21 protein-coding genes and 1 tRNA gene are annotated in these 20,144 nt (G+C 33.1%); 7 read left to right on the top strand and 15 right to left on the bottom strand.

The genetic code is table 11. The features are described from left to right. Window positions 1-63 precede the first annotated feature (63 nt). The 5 genes from ACQKCJ_RS06720 (at window position 64) to ACQKCJ_RS06700 (ending at window position 3,164) form a co-directional block, all read left to right on the top strand. Window positions 64-384, top strand: a complete 321-nt coding sequence (locus tag ACQKCJ_RS06720; RefSeq protein WP_271334452.1) for a TonB-dependent receptor plug domain-containing protein — start codon at window positions 64-66, stop codon at window positions 382-384. A 147-nt stretch (window positions 385-531) separates the two neighbouring features. Beyond that, a complete protein-coding gene (locus ACQKCJ_RS06715) occupies window positions 532-1,119 on the top strand; it encodes an LURP-one-related/scramblase family protein (protein ID WP_271334453.1) in 588 nt (195 codons plus the stop codon). Window positions 1,120-1,231: 112 nt separating this feature from the next. After that, window positions 1,232-1,948: a 3-ketoacyl-ACP reductase gene (locus tag ACQKCJ_RS06710; protein ID WP_271334454.1), complete on the top strand. Its 717-nt coding sequence runs from the start codon at window positions 1,232-1,234 to the stop codon at window positions 1,946-1,948. Between the two features lie 85 nt (window positions 1,949-2,033). Beyond that, entirely contained in the window at window positions 2,034-2,543 is a 510-nt protein-coding gene (locus tag ACQKCJ_RS06705; protein WP_271334455.1) for a hypothetical protein, read from the top strand. A gap of 3 nt (window positions 2,544-2,546) precedes the next feature. Beyond that, complete coding sequence (locus ACQKCJ_RS06700; RefSeq protein ID WP_271334456.1) at window positions 2,547-3,164, top strand: hypothetical protein; 618 nt, start codon at window positions 2,547-2,549, stop codon at window positions 3,162-3,164. A 120-nt stretch (window positions 3,165-3,284) separates the two neighbouring features. Here the strand turns inward: ACQKCJ_RS06700 and mtaB are convergent, their stop codons facing one another. Beyond that, window positions 3,285-4,619, bottom strand: coding sequence for a tRNA (N(6)-L-threonylcarbamoyladenosine(37)-C(2))-methylthiotransferase MtaB (mtaB, locus tag ACQKCJ_RS06695; RefSeq protein ID WP_271334457.1), 1,335 nt, complete (start codon window positions 4,617-4,619; stop codon window positions 3,285-3,287). Window positions 4,620-5,120: 501 nt separating this feature from the next. Between mtaB and ACQKCJ_RS06690 the strand changes: the two genes are divergently transcribed. After that, window positions 5,121-5,639 (top strand): hypothetical protein, encoded by a 519-nt coding sequence (locus ACQKCJ_RS06690; protein WP_072961981.1) that lies wholly within the window; start codon window positions 5,121-5,123, stop codon window positions 5,637-5,639. A 102-nt stretch (window positions 5,640-5,741) separates the two neighbouring features. On the opposite strand, the gene ACQKCJ_RS06685 is transcribed toward ACQKCJ_RS06690, so the two are convergent. From ACQKCJ_RS06685 to hisS, 11 genes are all read right to left on the bottom strand, one after another. Beyond that, window positions 5,742-6,269, bottom strand: a complete 528-nt coding sequence (locus tag ACQKCJ_RS06685) for a GNAT family N-acetyltransferase (RefSeq protein WP_271334458.1) — start codon at window positions 6,267-6,269, stop codon at window positions 5,742-5,744. Between the two features lie 16 nt (window positions 6,270-6,285). Continuing rightward, entirely contained in the window at window positions 6,286-7,089 is an 804-nt protein-coding gene (locus ACQKCJ_RS06680; protein ID WP_271334459.1) for a Cof-type HAD-IIB family hydrolase, read from the bottom strand. 95 nt (window positions 7,090-7,184) lie between these two features. Then, on the bottom strand, window positions 7,185-7,403 hold the full coding sequence (locus ACQKCJ_RS06675) for a putative signal transducing protein (RefSeq protein ID WP_271334460.1): 219 nt from the start codon (window positions 7,401-7,403) through the stop codon (window positions 7,185-7,187). 115 nt (window positions 7,404-7,518) lie between these two features. Next, complete coding sequence (locus tag ACQKCJ_RS06670) at window positions 7,519-8,184, bottom strand: DEAD/DEAH box helicase (RefSeq protein WP_271334461.1); 666 nt, start codon at window positions 8,182-8,184, stop codon at window positions 7,519-7,521. Between the two features lie 103 nt (window positions 8,185-8,287). After that, entirely contained in the window at window positions 8,288-9,451 is a 1,164-nt protein-coding gene (locus tag ACQKCJ_RS06665; protein WP_271334462.1) for a sigma-54-dependent transcriptional regulator, read from the bottom strand. Window positions 9,452-9,556: 105 nt separating this feature from the next. Then, on the bottom strand, window positions 9,557-10,873 hold the full coding sequence (locus tag ACQKCJ_RS06660) for an ABC transporter permease (RefSeq protein ID WP_271334463.1): 1,317 nt from the start codon (window positions 10,871-10,873) through the stop codon (window positions 9,557-9,559). A 79-nt stretch (window positions 10,874-10,952) separates the two neighbouring features. After that, window positions 10,953-11,882, bottom strand: a complete 930-nt coding sequence (locus ACQKCJ_RS06655; protein WP_271334464.1) for an ABC transporter ATP-binding protein — start codon at window positions 11,880-11,882, stop codon at window positions 10,953-10,955. Between the two features lie 165 nt (window positions 11,883-12,047). Further along, a complete protein-coding gene (dnaJ, locus tag ACQKCJ_RS06650; RefSeq protein ID WP_271334465.1) occupies window positions 12,048-13,160 on the bottom strand; it encodes a molecular chaperone DnaJ in 1,113 nt (370 codons plus the stop codon). 100 nt (window positions 13,161-13,260) lie between these two features. Continuing rightward, window positions 13,261-13,839, bottom strand: a complete 579-nt coding sequence (locus ACQKCJ_RS06645; RefSeq protein ID WP_271334466.1) for a nucleotide exchange factor GrpE — start codon at window positions 13,837-13,839, stop codon at window positions 13,261-13,263. A 307-nt stretch (window positions 13,840-14,146) separates the two neighbouring features. Continuing rightward, window positions 14,147-14,217 (bottom strand) — tRNA-Trp (locus ACQKCJ_RS06640). 552 nt (window positions 14,218-14,769) lie between these two features. Next, the gene (gene hisS, locus ACQKCJ_RS06635; RefSeq protein WP_271334467.1) at window positions 14,770-16,197 is read right to left on the bottom strand and encodes a histidine--tRNA ligase; all 1,428 of its coding nucleotides are present in this window, start codon (window positions 16,195-16,197) and stop codon (window positions 14,770-14,772) included. Window positions 16,198-16,413: 216 nt separating this feature from the next. Between hisS and ACQKCJ_RS06630 the strand changes: the two genes are divergently transcribed. Further along, window positions 16,414-17,658: an ABC transporter permease gene (locus tag ACQKCJ_RS06630; protein ID WP_427401667.1), complete on the top strand. Its 1,245-nt coding sequence runs from the start codon at window positions 16,414-16,416 to the stop codon at window positions 17,656-17,658. Window positions 17,659-17,854: 196 nt separating this feature from the next. Here the strand turns inward: ACQKCJ_RS06630 and ACQKCJ_RS06625 are convergent, their stop codons facing one another. From ACQKCJ_RS06625 to ACQKCJ_RS06615, 3 genes are read right to left on the bottom strand one after another with little or no spacing between them, the layout of a single operon-like run. After that, entirely contained in the window at window positions 17,855-18,382 is a 528-nt protein-coding gene (locus tag ACQKCJ_RS06625; RefSeq protein WP_271334469.1) for a hypothetical protein, read from the bottom strand. Window positions 18,383-18,407: 25 nt separating this feature from the next. Then, window positions 18,408-19,274, bottom strand: coding sequence for a peptide chain release factor N(5)-glutamine methyltransferase (gene prmC / locus ACQKCJ_RS06620; protein WP_271334470.1), 867 nt, complete (start codon window positions 19,272-19,274; stop codon window positions 18,408-18,410). Between the two features lie 59 nt (window positions 19,275-19,333). After that, window positions 19,334-20,143: a hypothetical protein gene (locus tag ACQKCJ_RS06615; RefSeq protein ID WP_271334471.1), complete on the bottom strand. Its 810-nt coding sequence runs from the start codon at window positions 20,141-20,143 to the stop codon at window positions 19,334-19,336. Window position 20,144: the final 1 nt, after the last annotated feature.

Genomic DNA, 20,144 nt, shown 5'->3' with positions numbered 1-20,144 from the left:
GAAAAACCAAAATTTTAAAACTTTGATAAAGATAACGCCAATCATTTATCTAAAATTATCATCATGAAAAACGTAAAATTTATTTTGCTAGCACTTTCTATGCTTATATGTTTCGTAGTAAAAGCACAGGAAAAGACAACGACAAAAGATACCTTACACTCAATTTTAACTAATAAAGTAGTAATCTGTGCACCATCCAGACTTCTTATAAATGAACCATTAACTATTCTGGATGGAGTTGTAATTGATTCTAAACAATTTTCTGGACTGAACCCAAATGATATTGAAAACATTAAAGTTCTCAAAGGAATTGATGCAACTTCTATTTATGGAAATAAGGCGATAAATGGAGCGATAGTTATTACAACAAAAAAGAAAAACTAATAAGGTGATAGGTTTTAATTTGTAAAGCTTTATTCCAAATTTAATATCCTATTACCTGCCAATATTTTTCTACATTTGAACTCCTTTTGAAAATCCTTCAAAATTTACTCAGGTAAAAATATTTACAAATCAATTTCAAAAAAAATAATGAACCCTATATTAAATCAGAATCTATTTCTTGTAAAAGAACATATCGGAATGTTTAAAGCGGCTAATAATTATGACATTTATGATCCTGCAACCAATCAGATTATAATGAATTGCAGAGAAAACAACTTGGGTTTCTTTACAAAAGTATTTCGTTTTACTGACTACAAAAGAATGACGCCTTTTGATATCGAAATCACCACTGCTTCGGGAGAAAAATTAATTTCAGTAAAACGCGGTATTGCATGGTTTCGCTCGACTGTTGAAGTTTTTGACGAGAAAGATCGTTTGGTGGGAACATTTAAACAAAAACTATTGTCTATTGGAGGAAAGTTCGAAATTCTGGACCAAAACGAAAGAACTGCCGCAACTCTTCAGGGAAAATGGACTGGTTGGGATTTTAAATTCAATCATGAAAATAAACAATTGGCTCAGGTCAGTAAAAAATGGGCAGGAATGGGTAAAGAGTTTTTTACCAGTGCTGATAATTATGTATTAAAAGTCGAAGAAACCGTTGCCACGGATAGTCCGCTGAGACAATTAATCCTTGCAGCTGTTATGTGTATTGACATGGTACTCAAAGAATAAAAAAGTTGTTAAACTTAGATTAAGAAAATAACTGAAAGCATCGTTTTAGGAAGCAAAAACTGTATTTTTGTGTAACTAAAATGATGCTTTTTGCATTTCTAAAAAATAAATCATGACAGACTTAAAAAATAAAAATGCCCTAATTACCGGCGCAGGAAAAGGAATTGGAAAAGCAATTGCGATTGCACTTGCAAAAGAAGGCGTGAACGTAATTTTAGTTTCAAGAACCCAGGCTGATGTTGATCAATTGGCTGATGAAACTGCTGCTTTAGGCGTAAAATCTTTAGCTTTATCTGCTGATGTTTCTGACATTAACTCTATCAATAATGCGGTAGAAAAGGCTTTGGCAGAATTTAAAACTATAGACATTTTAATTAATAGTGCAGGAATTGCTTCTTTCGGAAAGTTTCTGGAATTAGAGCCGGACGCTTGGGAAAACATCATTAAGGTTAACTTAATGGGAACTTATTATACAACTCGCGCCGTTATCCCTAATATGATCGAAAGACAAACTGGCGATATTATCAATATTTCTTCTACAGCCGGATTAAACGGAAATGCATTAACAAGTGCTTACAGTGCTTCAAAATTTGCTGTTTTAGGCCTGACTGATTCTTTAATGCAGGAAATGAGAAAACACAATATTCGTGTTACAGCATTAACACCAAGTACAGTAGCAACTGATATGGCAAAAGATTTAAACCTGACAGATGGTAATCCAGATAAAGTAATGCAGTCTGAAGATGTTGCGGAATTAATCATTGCTCAATTGAAATTAAGCCGTAGAGTTTTTATAAAAAACAGCAGTATCTGGTCTACAAATCCTTAAAAAAATAAACAAATTTCAATCTCTAACAAACTTTGTCAAAGTTTAAAACTTTGACAAAGTTCATAACAGCCTTAATAAAAACCAAATGGAACAATATTTAAGACAATTAATTGCAATAGAATTTACAGATAAAAAAGAACTTTTTACCGGTTTTCTTATTGACTACTCTGACGATTGGATTTTACTAAGAAACAATCCTGAAGATTTTATATTAGATGGTTTTGTAATTCTGAAAAACAAAAATATCGAAGCCGTTCACAGAGATCAAGATCTTGAATTTACAGAAAAAGTTATTCGCCTTAAAGGTCTAAAAACAAATGCCGAAGATATTATTCCGATTAGGGATTTAAGCACTATCCTAAATTATGTAAATACTAAATATGGTATTTTTCAGATTTCTAAAAAATCTGCAAAATCAGCCTATTTAGGGAAACTTATAGAATTGAATGACGAAGAACTGACCATCGACTTTCTGGACATAAAAGGTCAGTTTGGTGGCGAACTGAGTTTTAATCCGGAGAAAATCAGAGTTATTGAGTTTGATACGGATTATATTAATTCTTTGAAATTGGTGATTCCGGAAGGTCAGAAATAGAATATGAATAAACTTATTATCTTACCCGCATTATTTCTCTTGGTTTCCTGCTTTCAGAAAAGCAAAACTGAGGATGTAAATCCTGAAATCTCAAACAAAGATTCTGTTTCCGTAAAAACGGAAAGTACAACTTCGCAAGAAGAAAAAACAAGTAAACTTTTGGTGGGTACAAAAATCGAAGGTGATTTTGATGGTGACGGGAAAAATGAGTTTGCGACTGTTACAAAAACAAAACAAGGAGAAGGAAATCCTATAGAAGACGGAACTCCGGACGAGTATACGATTACTTTTAGCAATGCATCCTTAAAACCGATACCTATTAATTGTTGCGAAGCGACTCTTATTAATGAAGGCGACTTAAACAATGATGGAAAAGATGATTTTTCAGTTTTTCAGGCTCCTATGAACGGATGCAATTATTCTATGACGACTTACTCTTTACAAAATTCAGAGTGGAAACAAATTATAGAAACTTTTTCAGTTCAAACAGGCTGTGATGGATTTACAAATGAGGACTTGCAAAACAGAATTTTTATCGAAAACAAAACGGTCTATAAATTAGAAACAGATCCTAATGATGAAAGTTTAAAATTGATTCGGAAAAAAAATAATTTGAAATAATTTATTCTAAAATACAATTAACAGTCAACTTTGACAAAGTTTTCGAAAACAGAAAAGCCCTTTCTAAAAAAAAGGGCTTTTCTGTTTTTTGTCAGAAATGACAACTATCTTAAATATACACTATGCCTCTGCCAATTTATTCAAAAACTCTAAACGAACACTTCCGTCTTCGTCGATTTTTGTCAGATTGATTTCATGTAATGTGTTTACTAATTCAGGATTCCAGGGTGTTTTTACTTTTACGTAATTTTCTGTAAAACCGTGAATGTATCCTTCTTTATTTTCGCTTTCGAACAAAACAGTTCTGCTAGATCCCAATTGACCTTCGTAAAAAGCACGACGTTTTTTAACTGATAATCCGCGTAACATTTTACTTCGTTTTGCTCTCACATTTGCAGGAACAATTCCTGGCATATTGGCAGCTTCTGTATTGTCTCTTTCTGAATAGGTAAATACGTGTAAATAAGAAATATCCATTTCATTAAGAAAATGGTAGGTTTCTAAAAAGTGCTCATCAGTTTCACCTGGAAAACCAACAATTACATCAACACCAATACAAGCATGCGGCATTACTTCACGAATTTTATTTACTCGTTCTGTATAGATTTCACGCAGGTAACGACGTTTCATTAGTTTTAAAATATCATTACTTCCTGATTGTAGCGGAATATGAAAATGAGGTACGAAAGTGCGGCTTTTAGAAACGAACTCTATTGTTTCATTTTTCAGCAAATTAGGTTCAATTGATGAAATTCGCAAACGCTCAATTCCATCCACCTTATCTAAAGCCTGAACTAAATCAAGAAATGTATGCTCGTGTTTTTTGTTACCGAATTCTCCTTTTCCGTAATCACCAATATTTACTCCGGTTAAAACAATCTCTTTTATATTTTGAGCCGAAATTTCTTTGGCATTTTGAAGGACATTTTCTAAAGCATCGCTTCTGGAAATCCCTCTTGCTAACGGAATCGTACAATAAGTACATTTATAATCGCAGCCGTCCTGAACCTTTAGGAAAGCACGGGTACGATCTCCAATAGAATAACTCCCAACATAAAAATCAGCTTCAGAAATTTCGCATGAGTGAACTTCACCCATGTCGTTTTTACTCAAATCATTAATATAATCGGTAATTTTAAACTTTTCGGTAGCACCCAAAACTAAATCAACACCATCAACTGCTGCTAATTCTTCAGGTTTTAGTTGTGCATAACAACCTACTGCTGCAACAAAAGCCTTATCATTCAGTTTCATTGCTTTTTTTACAACCTGCTTAAATTGCTTATCTGCATTCTCTGTAACAGAACAGGTATTGATGACATAAATGTCTGCTATTTCTTCAAAATCAACACGATCAAAACCTTCATCATTAAAGTTTCTGGCAATTGTAGAAGTTTCTGAAAAATTCAGTTTGCAACCAAGCGTATAAAAGGCAACTTTTTTTCTATTTTCCATGGGAATAAACTACGTTTTAAGTAGTAAGATATTATATTTACATCTCTTTTAAAGAGTTTGCAAATTTACGTACAATATTCTTTAAAATAAAATCAATAATACACTATATATCAATATTTTGAACGAAACATGTATTTCAGGACTTCATAAAAAAACACAAATAAACCTTAAGAGCAGTTAATAAATTTTATCTGCAAAAAACTGATACTTTTTTTTCAATAAGAATAAATTGACAAAATCATCGATTAAATGCAAATAACATCGATTAAATACGTTTTTCACAAGATTAAATTCAAATTTTCTTACATTTAACTTTGTTTAAATCATTTTTAAAGGTAATTTCACTTCCTTAAAAATGTTTCTATAAATTTTTATTATTTAAACAATAAATTGCTCATAACAATTTTGATTTTCCCTCGTTATGTTGTTGTTTTGTTGTTATAAAAAATGGGAAGGCCGAAAACCAGAAAGAGTAGGCAAAATTATAAATTAAAAATCCATATGAAAGCATTTTTACCCACAATCTGCTTGATGTTCTTAACCCTTTTTAGCTCGCAAGCGCAAAATACTGCTCCAGCTGCTAATCCATTTCCTTCTATTAGTACATTGACAACTTGGGCGAGTTTAAACTCTCAATCTCAATTTGATATTGCAATTCGTGCGGTTGGATTTAAATTTGAAGTAAAAGAACCGAGTGAAGGCTCGACTGCTTACACTTATATTCGTAAAGTAACTGTAAATGAAGTAAATTATACTGATAGAATTGTTTACAGAATTACTAATAATAATTCAGCAAGTATTATTTCTTTAGTAACAGCTTCTACTGATTTAGTGAGCTTATACACACCACAATTGTCAACTTTTAAAAATAACAATTGCAAAACTGAAATGTCTAAAGACAAAAATACTACTTGTACTTGTTACGAAAGTGCCAATTTTGCAATCGATCTTTGCGATGAACGTGTTAAACTGACAATGGGTGACGGAAATAAATATTTTGTTTCTGTAGCTAAAAAATAATATCTAACTTAAGTATTAGAAACTACGAGCTGTTTTCTAAATCTTTGTAAATCTTAACGAGATAAGAGTACAAAGATTTAGAACGCATTTCCTAGAATAATTTTATAAGTTTGGACTTTTTAATTCATACCAAACTTCCAACTCTCCTTCATATTCAAAAGAGTTTACATACTGCAAACCCAACTTTTCTAATATTCTTCTGGAGTTTTCATTCCCTTCATCTGCATACGCATAAAGTGTTTCTACTTTCATTACATTAAAAGCATAATCTATAAAAGCTTTTCCAGCTTCAGTAGCATATCCTTTTCCCCAATGTTTTTCGATAAAACGATATCCTATTTCATAAAAATCTTTATGATTGTTGATTTCATTTGTAATGAATTTTATTCCTGACCAACCTATAAAATCTCCGGTTTCTTTTAGAATAACCGCCCAACGGCCTGCGTCAAAATCTTTGTATTGCTGTTGAATATTTTTGATATGAGAGCGACTTTCGTCAATATCTTTTACCGGTTTTTTACCAACAAAAACATGTACGTTAGGGTTAGAGTCTAATTCAAACATTCCTTTATCATCTGACGCTGTCAATTCTCGTAAAATCAAACGTTCGGTTTCTATTGGTTCTCTCATCTCAAATAAATTTAATTTAATTTAAAATATAACGCTGCACTACCTCCGCAACACCGTCATTATTATTCGAAGCCACAATTACATCTGCTCTGTCACGCAGTTCCGGCGTAACATTATCAACCCAAACTCCAAGTCCTGCATATTCTATCATAGTAAGATCATTTCCTGCATTTCCTACTGCAATAATTTCACTTTGGTGAATGTTTAACTTTTCAGCCAAAAGTTTCAGGCTCGCCGCCTTATCAATCCCATTTTGAGCTGCCTCTAAGAAAAAAGGTTTAGACATTGCAACACTCAAATGAGGCATTGCTATTTTTAAATCTTTCTCTACCTCTTTTAGATAAGAAGGTTCTGCTAATAAAATACATTTTACGGCAGGCTTTGTAACTGCTGCTTTAAAATCAGGCACTTTATTATGTCGTAATCCCGTAATTTCTTTTTCGATGTCGATATATTCAGAATCAGTTTCACTAACAATTTCTCCATCAATATAAGTAATGATATGCGTTTTCATCTTTACACTATAATCGTATAAATCATGAATTTGTTCCGGAGTTAATGATTGTTCAAATAATATAAGATCATCTTTTACTGTGCTAATTACAGCACCATTAAACGAAATTATATGCGAATCGTACACATCTAATTTTAACTCTTTTGCATAAGCTGTCATTGCTGATGTTGGTCTGCCGGAAGCCAAAACCACATGAACACCTTTTGCCTGAGCCTCAAGAAGTACTTTTTTATTTAATTCAGAAATTTTATGATCGTCTGTCAACAAGGTATCATCCATGTCAAGCACTAGCATTTTATATTGCATTTCTTTTTAATTTACAGTTTTTAGCCGCAGTATACAATCTAGGTTTTCAGTGCTCATTGAGACTAAAAACTGTAAACTGAGACTGAAAACTTCCTTTAGATACTCATTCTGAATTCTTCGATAACCGGATTTGCCTTAGCAAAATCTGTTTCCTGAATAAATACCTCAACTGCCAAACCAGATTGTCCAAAACCTCCCAAGCGGGCAGATTGAATATTATCTTTTTTTGTTGTTTCAACTCCGGCTTCTTCTAATCTTTCTTGTAGAGCAAGTGCTAAAACTTCGCTTCCTGAATACACTTTCATTAATCCCATGACATCTTAATTTTTATTATTATTTTTTATTTCTACTGTAATATTCTTTTCAGCTGATTTTGAAAATCACTTCTTTTCAATTCAAAACTGTAAAGTGAAACTGAAAACTGCGACTTTATTCTTCTTCCTGAATATCCTCTTCTTCCTCATCAAGTTCTTCTTCACCTTCTTCATCCATATCAAATAAATAAGGCTCTAACATCATTTTATCAGCTAAAATTTCGATACGTTCTGTCAAATTTTCAGCAAAAATAATACGTTGTGTTTTTGTGATACTGTTTGAAATACGCATTATTTTAGTTTCGTGACGCAACTTCAACATAGGATCAGCATCATCTATAATAAACATTTTCAAACGGTTTACATTATAACCTGCCGTTGTAAACATATCACTCAATTTATTTGGCGTACCAATTAAAACATCTACTCCGGTCGAAATATAGTTTTTATCATAATCAGTATCTCCTTTGTCGTGTACGCCATAAACTTCAAGATTAGAATATTTTCCGTATTTCTCAAAAAGCGCTTCCATTTCTAACACTTTGGCCTTATCTTCTACAAAAATTAAGGCACGGGGCGATTCTTCTGTATGCCCGGTTAATTGCTGAATTACATTTATTACAATCGTAGTCGATTTTCCGCTTCCTGCCGGAGAAAGAATAATACAATCAGCACCACTTTTTATAGTCGAAAAAGTTTCCTGCTGCAAAACATTTGCTTCCGTTAAACCATTTTCAATTAAAGCGTCTTGTAACTTTTCGTTTATTTTTTTTAGTTTCATCTTTTTTCATGCTTTAAGCTTTAGGCAATAAGCCATAAGCAAAAATTATTTTTAATTTTTATTAGCCTAAAGCATATAGCTTAAAGCCTATTGCGCGAAGCATTTATTTGCTTGCAAACATTTTTACGTCATTTTCAGAAATTTCAGTTCCTCCCAAAATGATTAATCTTTCTACAACATTTCTAAGTTCACGGATATTTCCTGTCCAATCATACTCTTGCAATAATTGTATGGCTTGCGCCGAAAATACTTTAACGACATTTCCTTGCTCTAAAGCTATTTTGGCCGAAAAATGTCTTATCAAAGCCGGGATATCATCACGCCTTTCGTTCAATGGCGGAACTTTTATCAAAATTACAGCCAGACGATGGTATAAATCTTCCCTGAAACGACCTTCGGCAATTTCAACTTTTAGATCTTTATTAGTTGCAGCCACAACACGCACATCTACTTTTATATCCTTTTCTGCACCCACTCTGGTAATCATGCTTTCTTGCAAAGCACGTAAAACTTTGGCTTGCGCCGAAAGACTCATATCACCAATTTCATCTAAGAAAATAGTTCCTTTATCTGCTGCTTCAAACTTTCCTGCACGATCTTTTACTGCAGATGTAAATGCTCCTTTTACGTGACCAAACAATTCGCTTTCGATCAATTCACTTGGTATTGCAGCACAGTTTACTTCAATCATAGGAAAATTGGCGCGTTCGCTTTTTTCATGCAATTGATGTGCTACCAATTCTTTTCCAGTTCCGTTTGGTCCCGTGATCAAAACTCTCGCTTCGGTTTGAGCAACTTTATCAATCATTACTTTAATATGATTAATTGCTTCGCTCTCTCCTACCATTTCGTAGTTTTTGCTTACTTTTTTCTTCAGGATTTTATTCTCAACAACAAGTTGTTTTTTATCTAAAGCATTACGAACCGTATTCAATAACCGATTTAAATCCGGTGGTTTCGAGATATAATCAAAAGCTCCCAAACGCATGGTATGAATCGCTGTTTCCATATCGCCATGACCAGAGATCATGACCATCGGGATTTCAGGCTTGATTTTTTTAGCTTCTTCTAAAACCTCAACACCATCCATTTTTGGCATTTTGATATCGCACAAAACCAAATCGTAATCGTTGTTTTTTATCTTTTCAAGACCCGCAACTCCATCTTCTGCTTCCTCTACCTGATAGGTATCATTCTCTTCTGATAAGATTTTTACCAAAACCCTTCTGATCGATGCTTCGTCTTCTATAATTAGTATTTTGCTCATTCTTTTATAAGGTTCTAAGGTTTTGAGTTGCTAAGGTTCTAAGTTTTTATTTAAGAAGCTAATCTTAGCGACTCAGCAACTCAGAACCTTAGCGACTTTAAAAAATTAATATTTAAGCCATCTATACAATTCTTTCCAGGTTGGTTTTTTGCCGTACATTAAAATACCAATGCGGTAAATTTTTGCAGCAAACCAAACTGTAAGGAAAAACGTAGCAAACAATAATGATACCGAAATTGCGATTTGCCACCACGGCACTCCAAACGGAAGTCGCATTAACATTACAATTGGCGAGGTCAAGGGAATCATAGAAAACACTACTGCAATGGTTCCGTTGGGATCATTGACAACTGTAAAAAATCCGATGTAAACACTTAAAATAAGCGGCATAATAATAGGCAGAAGAAACTGTTGAGAATCTGTTTGATTGTCAACCGCTGCTCCAATTGCGGCATAAAATGAACTATACAAAAAGTAACCGCCAATAAAATAAATCACAAAACCAATTAGGATACTTGCAATTGGCAGATTCCATAATTCACTGATATACATTTGAGCCGTTCCTGTCATTTCCTGTTGTGCTGAGTGCATTAATTCAGGTGAAATTCTTGCCGTTGGGCCAACATTTACTCCAAAAAATGCCGAAGCCGCATACATTAATCCTAAACCAATAATCGCCCAAATCATAAATTGTAACAATCCCGCAAGCGAAGTCCCGATAATTTTACCAATCATTAACTGAAATGGTTTTACCGATGAAATAATGATTTCGATAATTCGGTTCGTTTTTTCTTCGATTACACTTCGCATTACCATATTTCCATAAATGATAATGAACATCATAATCAAATATCCAAATGCTCCGCCAATACCAATTTTTATCTCATTTAATCCTTTTAGACTTTCTTCTCCGGAAGCTTTTACCAAATGAATATTAACTGCAGATTGTGCTTTTTGAATCGCCAGAGTATCCAGTTTTGCATTTTCAAGATTTATTTTGGTTATTTTTTCTCCTATTACGTCCTGCGTTTTTTCAATAAAAGAAATACTGGGACTATTATTGGAAATAAACTCAATTTTACTTTCTAAATCTTTTAAGTTATTTGTTTTTGGAATAACAATTAAACCATCAAAACTTTCATTGGTAATACTGTCTTTTAATGCTTTTGTATCAATTTGAGATAAATTGAGATATTTAAATTGAGACTGATTTTTATTCTGCTTTACAAAATCATTTGCAAACAAACCTGTTTCGTCACGAATGGCGATTCGTTTGGTCTCTGCTTTCATCGAACTTAAATAACCAATAAATCCTGCAATTGCAACAAACAATAACGGACTTAAAAAAGTCATGACAACAAAAGATTTATTACGAACTTTTGCAATAAACTCTCTTTTTATAATCAACGAAATGATGCTCATAAATATTTTAATTTTTCAAATTCAAAATTCCAATTTTGATCGCTCCGACATTGGAATTTGAAATTTAATTTTTCGAATTTTAATTTTTATTTTCAGTTACTGTTTGAATAAAAATATCATTTACACTCGGTATTTTTTCTACAAAATGGGTTACCTGTCCGCGTTGTGTCAGAATGTTTAATAACTCGTTTGGAGTAGAATCCCCTATTTGAATATCTAATTTCAAATCATCATTTAATGATTTGAAGTTTGCCGGCGAAACGGTAAATTTTTGTGTAATGTCATACATCAAACCTTCTACATTACTCGTTAAAATTCCAACTTCAAAACTATTGGTTCTAAACTGACGTTTGACATCGCTTAGTTTTCCTTCTATTAATTTATTCGATTTATGAATTAAAGCAATATGATCACAAAGCTCCTCAACGCTTTCCATTCTATGTGTCGAAAAGATAATGGTTGCCCCTTGTTCTTTCAAGGCTAAAATTTCATCTTTTATAATATTGGCATTAACAGGATCAAATCCTGAGAAAGGCTCATCAAAAATCAGCAATTTCGGCTTGTGCAATACACAAACCACAAACTGAATTTTTTGTGCCATTCCTTTAGAAAGTTCCTGAATTTTTTTATTCCACCAGCCCTGAATTCCTAACCTGTCAAACCAATACTCTAATTGTACTTTAGCTTCGGCTTTAGACAATCCTTTCATTTGTGCCAAATACAAACATTGCTCACCTACTTTCATAGAAGTATACAAACCTCTTTCTTCCGGAAGATAACCAATAGTCTGCACATGTTTTGGCTGCAATTTTTCTCCGTCCAAAATTATTTCGCCACTGTCCGGCAATGTAATTTGATTTATGATTCGGATAAGAGAAGTTTTTCCGGCTCCATTTGGACCTAATAGTCCGTAAATACTACCTTTTGGCACATTTAATGAAACTTCGTTAAGCGCTACATAATCACCGTATTGTTTTACGACTTTATGTACTTCGAGTAAGTTGCTCATGCTGTTTTTAAGATTTTCTGCTTCAGTTTGATCATTATGACCAAGAGCTTGTAAAAGTAAATAATTCGAAACGAATCTTTGTATAATTAAGCAAAAAACCCATTCTAAATTTACATTAGAATGGGTTTTTTAAAACTTATTTAAATATTTTAGAAAAAGCGAAGCTTATGAAAACATATCTTTTACTTTTTCAAAAAATGATTTTTCTGATTTTTCAGGACTTGGAATAAAGTGTTCGTCGGTTAAAGCATTTTCAAAAAATTGTTTTTGCTCTTTATTCAACGTTTTTGGCGTCCATACATTTACATGAACCAATAAATCACCGCTTCCGTAACCGTTGATACTTGGAATACCTTTTCCTTTTAATCTTAAGATTTTTCCGGATTGGATACCTTCTTCTAACTTAATACGAACTTTTCCGTTGATTGCTTCAATATCTTTAGAAACTCCTAAGACTGCTTCAGGAAAACTGATGTACAAATCATAGTGGATGTTTTCACCTTCACGTTTCAGGAATTCGTGCTCTAATTCTTCGATAGCAACAATTAAATCACCAGGAATACTATTTCCCGGAGCATCATTTCCTTTGTTAGAAACTTTTAATTGCATACCATCAACAACTCCAGCAGGAATTTTGATTGAAACAGTTTCATCTTCCACAACCATTCCTTGTGCATCTGCTTCTGAAGGTCTTTTATCTAAAATCTGACCGGAACCACCACAAGTAGGACAAGTTGTTGCAGATTGCATTCTTCCTAAAATAGTATTGGTTACACGCATTACCTGTCCCTGACCGTTACAAGTCGAACACGTTTTGTATGTTACTCCTTTAGCCTGAACTTTACGTTTTACTTTTACTTTTTTCTCAACACCATTCGCAATTTCTTCTAAAGTTAATTTTACTTTAATTCGAAGATTGCTTCCTTTAGCACGACGAGGACCTCCGCCTCCGCCTCCGAAACCGCCAAATCCACCTCCAAAAATATCACCAAACTGGCTGAAAATGTCATCCATATTCATACCACCATGGCCACCACCACCAAAACCACCTGAACCATCAAAAGCCTGGTGTCCGTACTGGTCGTATTTTGCTTTTTTGTTAGGATCGCTTAGCACTTCATAAGCTTCTGCCGCTAGTTTAAAGTTTTCTTCTGCCTCTTTGTCGCCTGGATTTTTATCCGGGTGATATTTAAGCGCACTTTTTCGGTACGCTTTTTTAATTTCGACAGCATCAGCACTTCTTGTTATGCTTAGTATTTCGTAAAAATCTTTTTTCATAATTAGAATAAATTCCATCCAATCCCAAAGATTCGGGACAGGATAATTTCAAACTTCAGTTAACTAATTACTGAACTCCAAAACATTTTATTTGCATTTTTTAGTTTCCGGTAACAACTTTAGGGAAACGAATGATTTTGTCTCCTAATTTGTATCCTTTTTCGATAACATCAACAATTTTCCCTTTTAATTTCTCAGACGGAGCTGGGATTTGGGTAATTGCTTCAGCAAAATCAGCATTAAAAGCATCTCCTGGTCTAACTTCAATTTGCTCTAAACCTTTAGAAACCAAAGTGTTTTTTAATTTTTCATGAATCAACTCCACACCTTTTTTCAGATTTTCATCATCAGATTTGTTGATTTCAACAATCGCTCTGTCAAAATCATCCAAAACAGGCAGCATTGCTACCAAAACATCCTGGTTTGCAGTTTTGAACAAATCTATACGCTCTTTTGAAGTTCTTTTTTTGTAATTTTCAAATTCAGCAAATAGTCTCAAAAACTTATCTTTTTCTTTTGCCAAGTCTTGAGCCAATTGCTCTTCAACACTTAATTCTTCAACAATTAATTGTTCACCGTTGGCATTGTTCTCTAACGTTACATCATCTAATTCCTGATCGAACTCTGTATTTTCCGTAGTCATATTACTTTTATTTTTAAAAATATTCTTAAACTTCATTTTTTATTCTTTCTTTTGGATTGCAAAAGTACTGCCAAATCTTATAAAATGTCAAATTGTCACTTTATTAAAACTGAACTACTTAAAAAGCAAAACCAGTCAGATAAAATTTATTATAATTTTAAGACTATTACGTTTTAGTTTATACTATATTTGAGTTCCAAATTGAAAACTAAATTATTACCAAAATTGAATTTAAGGGTTGGCCTCGGCTTTATAAATAATTATTAATTCAAGTTTACCTTATATTAAAAAAAGCTTCGACTATTTCAGACGAAGCTTTTTTTTATTTGATCTGTTATAGTTGCACGGGCGGAGGGATTCGAACCCCCATCAACGGTTTTGGAGACCGCTATTCTACCCTTGAACTACGCCCGTAACTTAAGGTCGGCAAATTAAATGCTTTTTTTTCTTTCTCACCAACAATTTTAAGCAAATTTTCAAAAGTTTTAAGCTGATAAATGCTAATGTTTCAGTAACACAATCACTGCCAAAGCTTTGTAAAACACAACTTCTTCTATTAGAACAAAAAACTTTGCAAAATTAACCGCAAAGAACGTTAAGGTTTAAAAAATATAGTTTTACAAAAACACAAAGTTCGCAAAGCTTTGTGTTAATCCAGCTTTGCGAACTTTATGTTTTCTGTGCGTGAAGTAAAATTAATTCCAGCTTACTTTGTGTTAATTTTTCGCCACGAATTTCACGAATCTTCACGAATTATTTTATCAATAATCATGACAAAGCTTTGCGGACTCCATCTTTTTTAATCAACTAAAAACTTTGTGAACTATGCCTAAATCACGAATTATTTTATCAATAATCGTCATAAAGCTTTGCGGACTCCGTCTTCTTTAATCAACTAAAAACTTTGCGAACTCTGCCTAAATCTTAGCGTTCTTTGCGGTTAATTTCGTAACGTATTTAAACCTCTTAAGCCAGCAATGCAGCCTTCAACCCTTCAAAATCAACAGAAACCTGTTCTCCTGTCACTAAATTTTTAAGAGAATATGAATTTGATGCAATTTCCTGATCTCCTGCAATTACAACAAACGGAATTAAGCGCTTATCTGCATATTGAAACTGTTTTCCAACCTTTACATTATCCGGATACAATTCTACTTTTATATTTTCTTTTCTTAATTTTTGAATAGCTTGTGAAGCATATAAAGCCTCTGCATCTCCGTAATTTATAAACAATGCTTTTGATGTTGCCGCAACAGTTTCAGGAAACAATTGCAATTCTTCCAGAACTAAATAAATACGATCTAATCCAAAAGAAATCCCAACACCACTCATGTTTTTCAAACCAAAAATACCGGTTAAATCATCATATCTTCCACCGCCGCCAATAGAACCCATTGCTACCGATTTTGGCGCTGCTACTTCAAAAATGGCCCCAGTATAATAATTCAGTCCACGGGCAAGAGTCACATCAAGATCCAAAGTGGCTGTTGACAAACCTAAAGTTGCCACATTGTCACAAATAAACTTCAATTCCTCTACTCCTTTCATTCCTTCCTCAGATTCAGCCAATAAATTTGAAAGCTGACTGATTTTATCTGCAAACGATCCTGTAAAGTTAAAAAGCGGCTGAACTTTCGCCAAAGCTTCTTCAGCAATACCTTTCTCGATCATTTCTTTTTTCACACCATCTTCACCAATTTTATCCAGCTTATCAAGTGCTACCGTAAAATCGATCAGTTTATCTGATGCTCCGATCACTTCGGCAATTCCGGATAATATTTTTCTGTTATTAATTTTTATCGTAACACCTTCAAGACCTAAAGAAGTAAAAACGGTATCATACAATTGAACTAGTTCTACTTCCTGCCATAATGATTTTGAACCTACAACATCAGCATCACATTGATAAAATTCCCTGTAACGTCCTCTTTGAGGTCTGTCAGCTCTCCAAACCGGTTGAATTTGATATCTCTTAAAAGGAAATTCAATTTCGTTTTGGTGCTGTACCACGTATCTTGCAAACGGAACAGTTAAATCGTAACGCAATGCTTTCTCTGAAATTTTTCCGGTAAATTTATTTAACTCAATTCTTTGATTCAAATCTATTGTTTCAGCAGAATTAGATTGTAATGCTTCTATGGATTCGGGTAATTCGATTTTATTTTTATTAAAGAAAAAATTACCTGAATTCAATATTTTAAAAATCAAACGATCGCCTTCTTCTCCATATTTCCCCATTAAGGTATCTGAATTTTCAAACGAAGGTGTTTCGATTGGCTGAAAACCAAATTTCTCAAAATTATTTTTTATGGTCTGAATAATATATTGACGTTTTGACACCTCTGCAGGTGAAAAATCTCTTGTCCCTTGCGGAATACTTGGTTTTGAAGCCATTTTTTTTAGATCTTTAGATTATTAGATCTTTAGATTATTAGATTTCCTTTGCTTGAAGTCTTAAATATAAATGATCTTTTTAGATTATTGGATTTTCGCAGAATTTAGATTCCTCATAAATTCTAATCGACTGCAAATATCTTGTTTTTTAAAATAAATAATGCTTGTTCGAAAACAAACTTGTAACAAAAAACGTATTTTCGTGACAAATTGGTCATGATGCTAAAATTATTTAAAGAAAATATCCGAATTGCTTTTGGTTCTATCAAAACACAATTACTGCGTACTATTCTTACCGTTTTAATTATCGCAATCGGGATTACCGCTTTGGTTGGAATCCTAACCGTTGTAACGGCACTCGAAAATACTATTTCGACCAATTTTGCTTCTATGGGAGCAAACACTTTCAATATTAATCAATACGAAAACAACCTTAAAAATCGTGGAAGTAATGAGCGTGAAATTGTAAATCCAATTATATCCTATCCGGAAGCAGTTGCCTTCAAAAACAAATACAAATATCCCTTTACAGAAACTTCCTTGTCTTTTACGGCTACAAAAACCGCAGAAGTTAAATATTCTGACCGAAAAACAGATCCGGAAATTACCATTCTTGGTGTCGACGAGCATTTTATCGCCAACTCAGGTTTAGAGGTAAGTTTAGGACGAAGCTTTAATCAGTTTGATATTGACAACAATACCTATTCGTGTGTTGTAGGATCAGATTTTGAGAAAGGTTTATTGAAAGATGTAAATCCAATCGACAAAATAATTTCTATTCGCGGTGCTCGTTTTAAAGTCATTGGAATCTTAAAAGAAAAAGGGTCAACGTTTGGAAACAGTCAGGATTTACGTGTTTTAATTCCAATTCAGGTTGCACGTTCCTTATTTACTGCTCCAAACATCAATTATACATTGAGCGTAATGGTTGCTAAAAAAGAACTTTTAGACGAAGCTATCGATAATGCTACAAGTACAATGCGAAGAGTTAGAAAACTGAGTCCGATTCGTGAAAATAATTTCGGAATTGGCAGAAGTGATGATTTGATCAATCGTATTTTGGGCATCACAAAATATTTAGGCTGGGCTTCCTGGATTATAAGCGTTATTACCATTCTGGGATCTTCAATCGCTTTGATGAATATCATGATCGTTTCGGTGACAGAACGTACTCGCGAAATAGGGGTAAGAAAAGCTTTAGGAGCAAAAAAGACCACTATTGCTGTTCAGTTTTTTATCGAAACTTTATTGATTGGACAAATTGGCGGTTTGATTGGAATTATAATCGGAATTCTTTTAGGATTTGCAATTGCAACTGCAATGAGTTTTGTATTCGTAGTGCCTTGGGTGGCTATTTTTGCTGCTTTTGCAACCAGTTTTACCGTTGCCATCGTTTCAGGTTTATATCCAGCAATAAAAGCCGCTAAACTTGATCCTATCGAAGCTTTGCGCTATGAATAGTTTTCAGTTTTCAGTCTCAGCTTACAGTAACAAATAAAATTGATAGTATTTGAAGCAGAAATTAATTGTTTCAAAAAACCATTAGTCCCGCTATTCGTTTCAAACTTTTATCCCGAACACCGGCATAAAAGATTTTTCACTGCTATCGGGGCTAGATTAGAAATTTCATTCTTTTAAGATCTTTTATAAATGAGATTTACAAAGTCTTCTCATTATTGCGTTTTTTATCAAAATGTGCTTTAATATTTTTGCTAATCATTGGAAAATCACTTTCAAAACATAATCCTAATCTAAAACCATCAGATGGTGCGGTAGGCCTATACTGATTTTCTTCATGAAGCCTATACACTATTTCCGGGATCGCATTTTCAAATTGTAATGCTATAACATGATTATTTCCTCTTGAAATACTACCTTCAGGAACCCATCCGTTCCATAAAGAATGAATAAGTTTACATTTTTGAAAAACATATTCTTCAGGATTATTTTTATTAAAGACACAATCAAAAATTTCTAATAATGGTAAGGCATCAGGAGCGCGAAATGTCGCCAGTAGAATTTCATTTTCAGCTTTATGCCAATTTATAAAATCATAATAAGAATTAGTTTTTACATGGTTTTCAAAACGTTTTTCAACAAGTTCTTTTACAGACTTAATTGCTATGGTCGAAAAATAAGCATCCATTTCAATATAACTTCGTTCAGTATCAATTTGATCTTCCATCTTAGGTTTTTGTTATATAATCCACCTACAACGCTTTAGAAACCTTGCAAGAAATCATGCGGTCATTATCGTATATATCTTTTCGCAATTCGATGTTTTCAAAATTCATTTTTTCTAACAAATCTTTCATTTCGCATCCAAGATACTGATTGATTTCAAAATACAATTGTCCGTTTTCCAGCAGATTTTTCTGAGCCAGTTCAGCAATTTTTCGATAAAAGATCAAAGCATCATTGTCTTCTACAAAAAGCGCCAAATGCGGCTCGTGATCCAGAACATTCTTCTTAATTTCTTCTTTCTCTAAATTACGAACATAAGGCGGATTTGAAACTATAATATCAAAATTACATTTTAACGCCTCCGTTTCTAAAATATTCTGAAGTATAAAATTGACTTCAACCTTATTATTAGCTGCATTTTTCTTAGCGGTTTCGATAGCTTTCTTCGAGACATCAATAGCATACACTTGTGCATTTGGAATGTTTTTCGCCAAAGAAATGGCAATGCATCCGCTTCCTGTTCCAATGTCAAGAATTTTGATTTTTTTAGCTGGATTAATCTTCGAATTTTCATTGATAACCCATTCTACCAATTCTTCTGTTTCAGGTCTCGGAATCAGAACATTTTCATTTACCTCGAACTCCATACCATAAAAATGAGTTTTACCCAATAAATACTGTATAGGAATCTCTTTTTTTAATTGACTTAGTAATGAATCCCATACCACAAAATCACTTTCTGAAAAAGTCAATTCATGATTTAATGCTAAATCAATTTGTCGTAATTTGTGTTTGTCTTCTAAAATTAAATAGAAAAAACTTTCTGCTTCATACGCATCGTAAAAGGGCGATAACTCTTTAATAAACTGAGTGCGGTATTGTTTAATTCTCATTTATACTTGAATTTATATTTAAGCAGTCTTTAATTTAACACTTTTATATCTGGGTTCTGTTAACAATCGAATTGTATTGCGATTTGAGAAACTTTTTTTACCGGCTCATCATTTTCAGACTTCGAAGAAAGAAATAACATCACACGTGTTTCCTCATAATCTCTGTTAGCACCAAAAATAAAATCCAGTTTTCCGTCATTATCAATATCTCCGGCAAAAAGTAATTCAACAAAAGTATCATTGAAAGTCTCTACTTGCAAAAGCAATTTTTCAGGACCGTTATTCGCTTTCAAATAAAGCTTATAGTTTTCTACTTTTTTATAGATCTCTTGCTTATTATCATCTAAACTTCTTTTTTCAGTCGAAAGTACTTTTCCTTCAGCCCTGAAAACATAGTCAGTATCATCGAATTTTAAAGTTACTTTTTCACCTGGCCAGATCTTGTTTTTAGCCAATTTCAAAGACTTTATTTTTCCTAATTTCAATTCCGGATAGTCCATAAACAAAAGTGATTTATTTTTAGAAACAATTGATCTTAAAGAATCACCAACACATTCATCAAATCCTTTTTCGATTGTAAAATCAGCCTTCCCTAAATAATATGTTCCAGCTTCCTCGAATAAATCAATCCAGTTTTTATTTAAAGAATTAGCAGGGTTCTTACCCTGATCATCTCTATAACCATCTGGCAGCAAAATTTCAAAATCGTTTTTTACATCCTCATCCACAATATCTTCATCCCTTACGACAGAATCTTTAACAATTTGAGTCTTAACAGGAATTTGAGATTTTTGAGATTTTACTAGTTTATCATCTTTACAGGAAACCAAAATCGAAAACACCAAAAATGTAAGTATTATATTTTTCATA

Origin of the sequence: Flavobacterium sp. NPDC079362, assembly GCF_050267765.1 — a bacterium.
In the GTDB taxonomy this organism is placed as follows: domain Bacteria; phylum Bacteroidota; class Bacteroidia; order Flavobacteriales; family Flavobacteriaceae; genus Flavobacterium; species Flavobacterium azizsancarii.
This window is presented reverse-complemented; position numbering and strand designations above follow the sequence as displayed.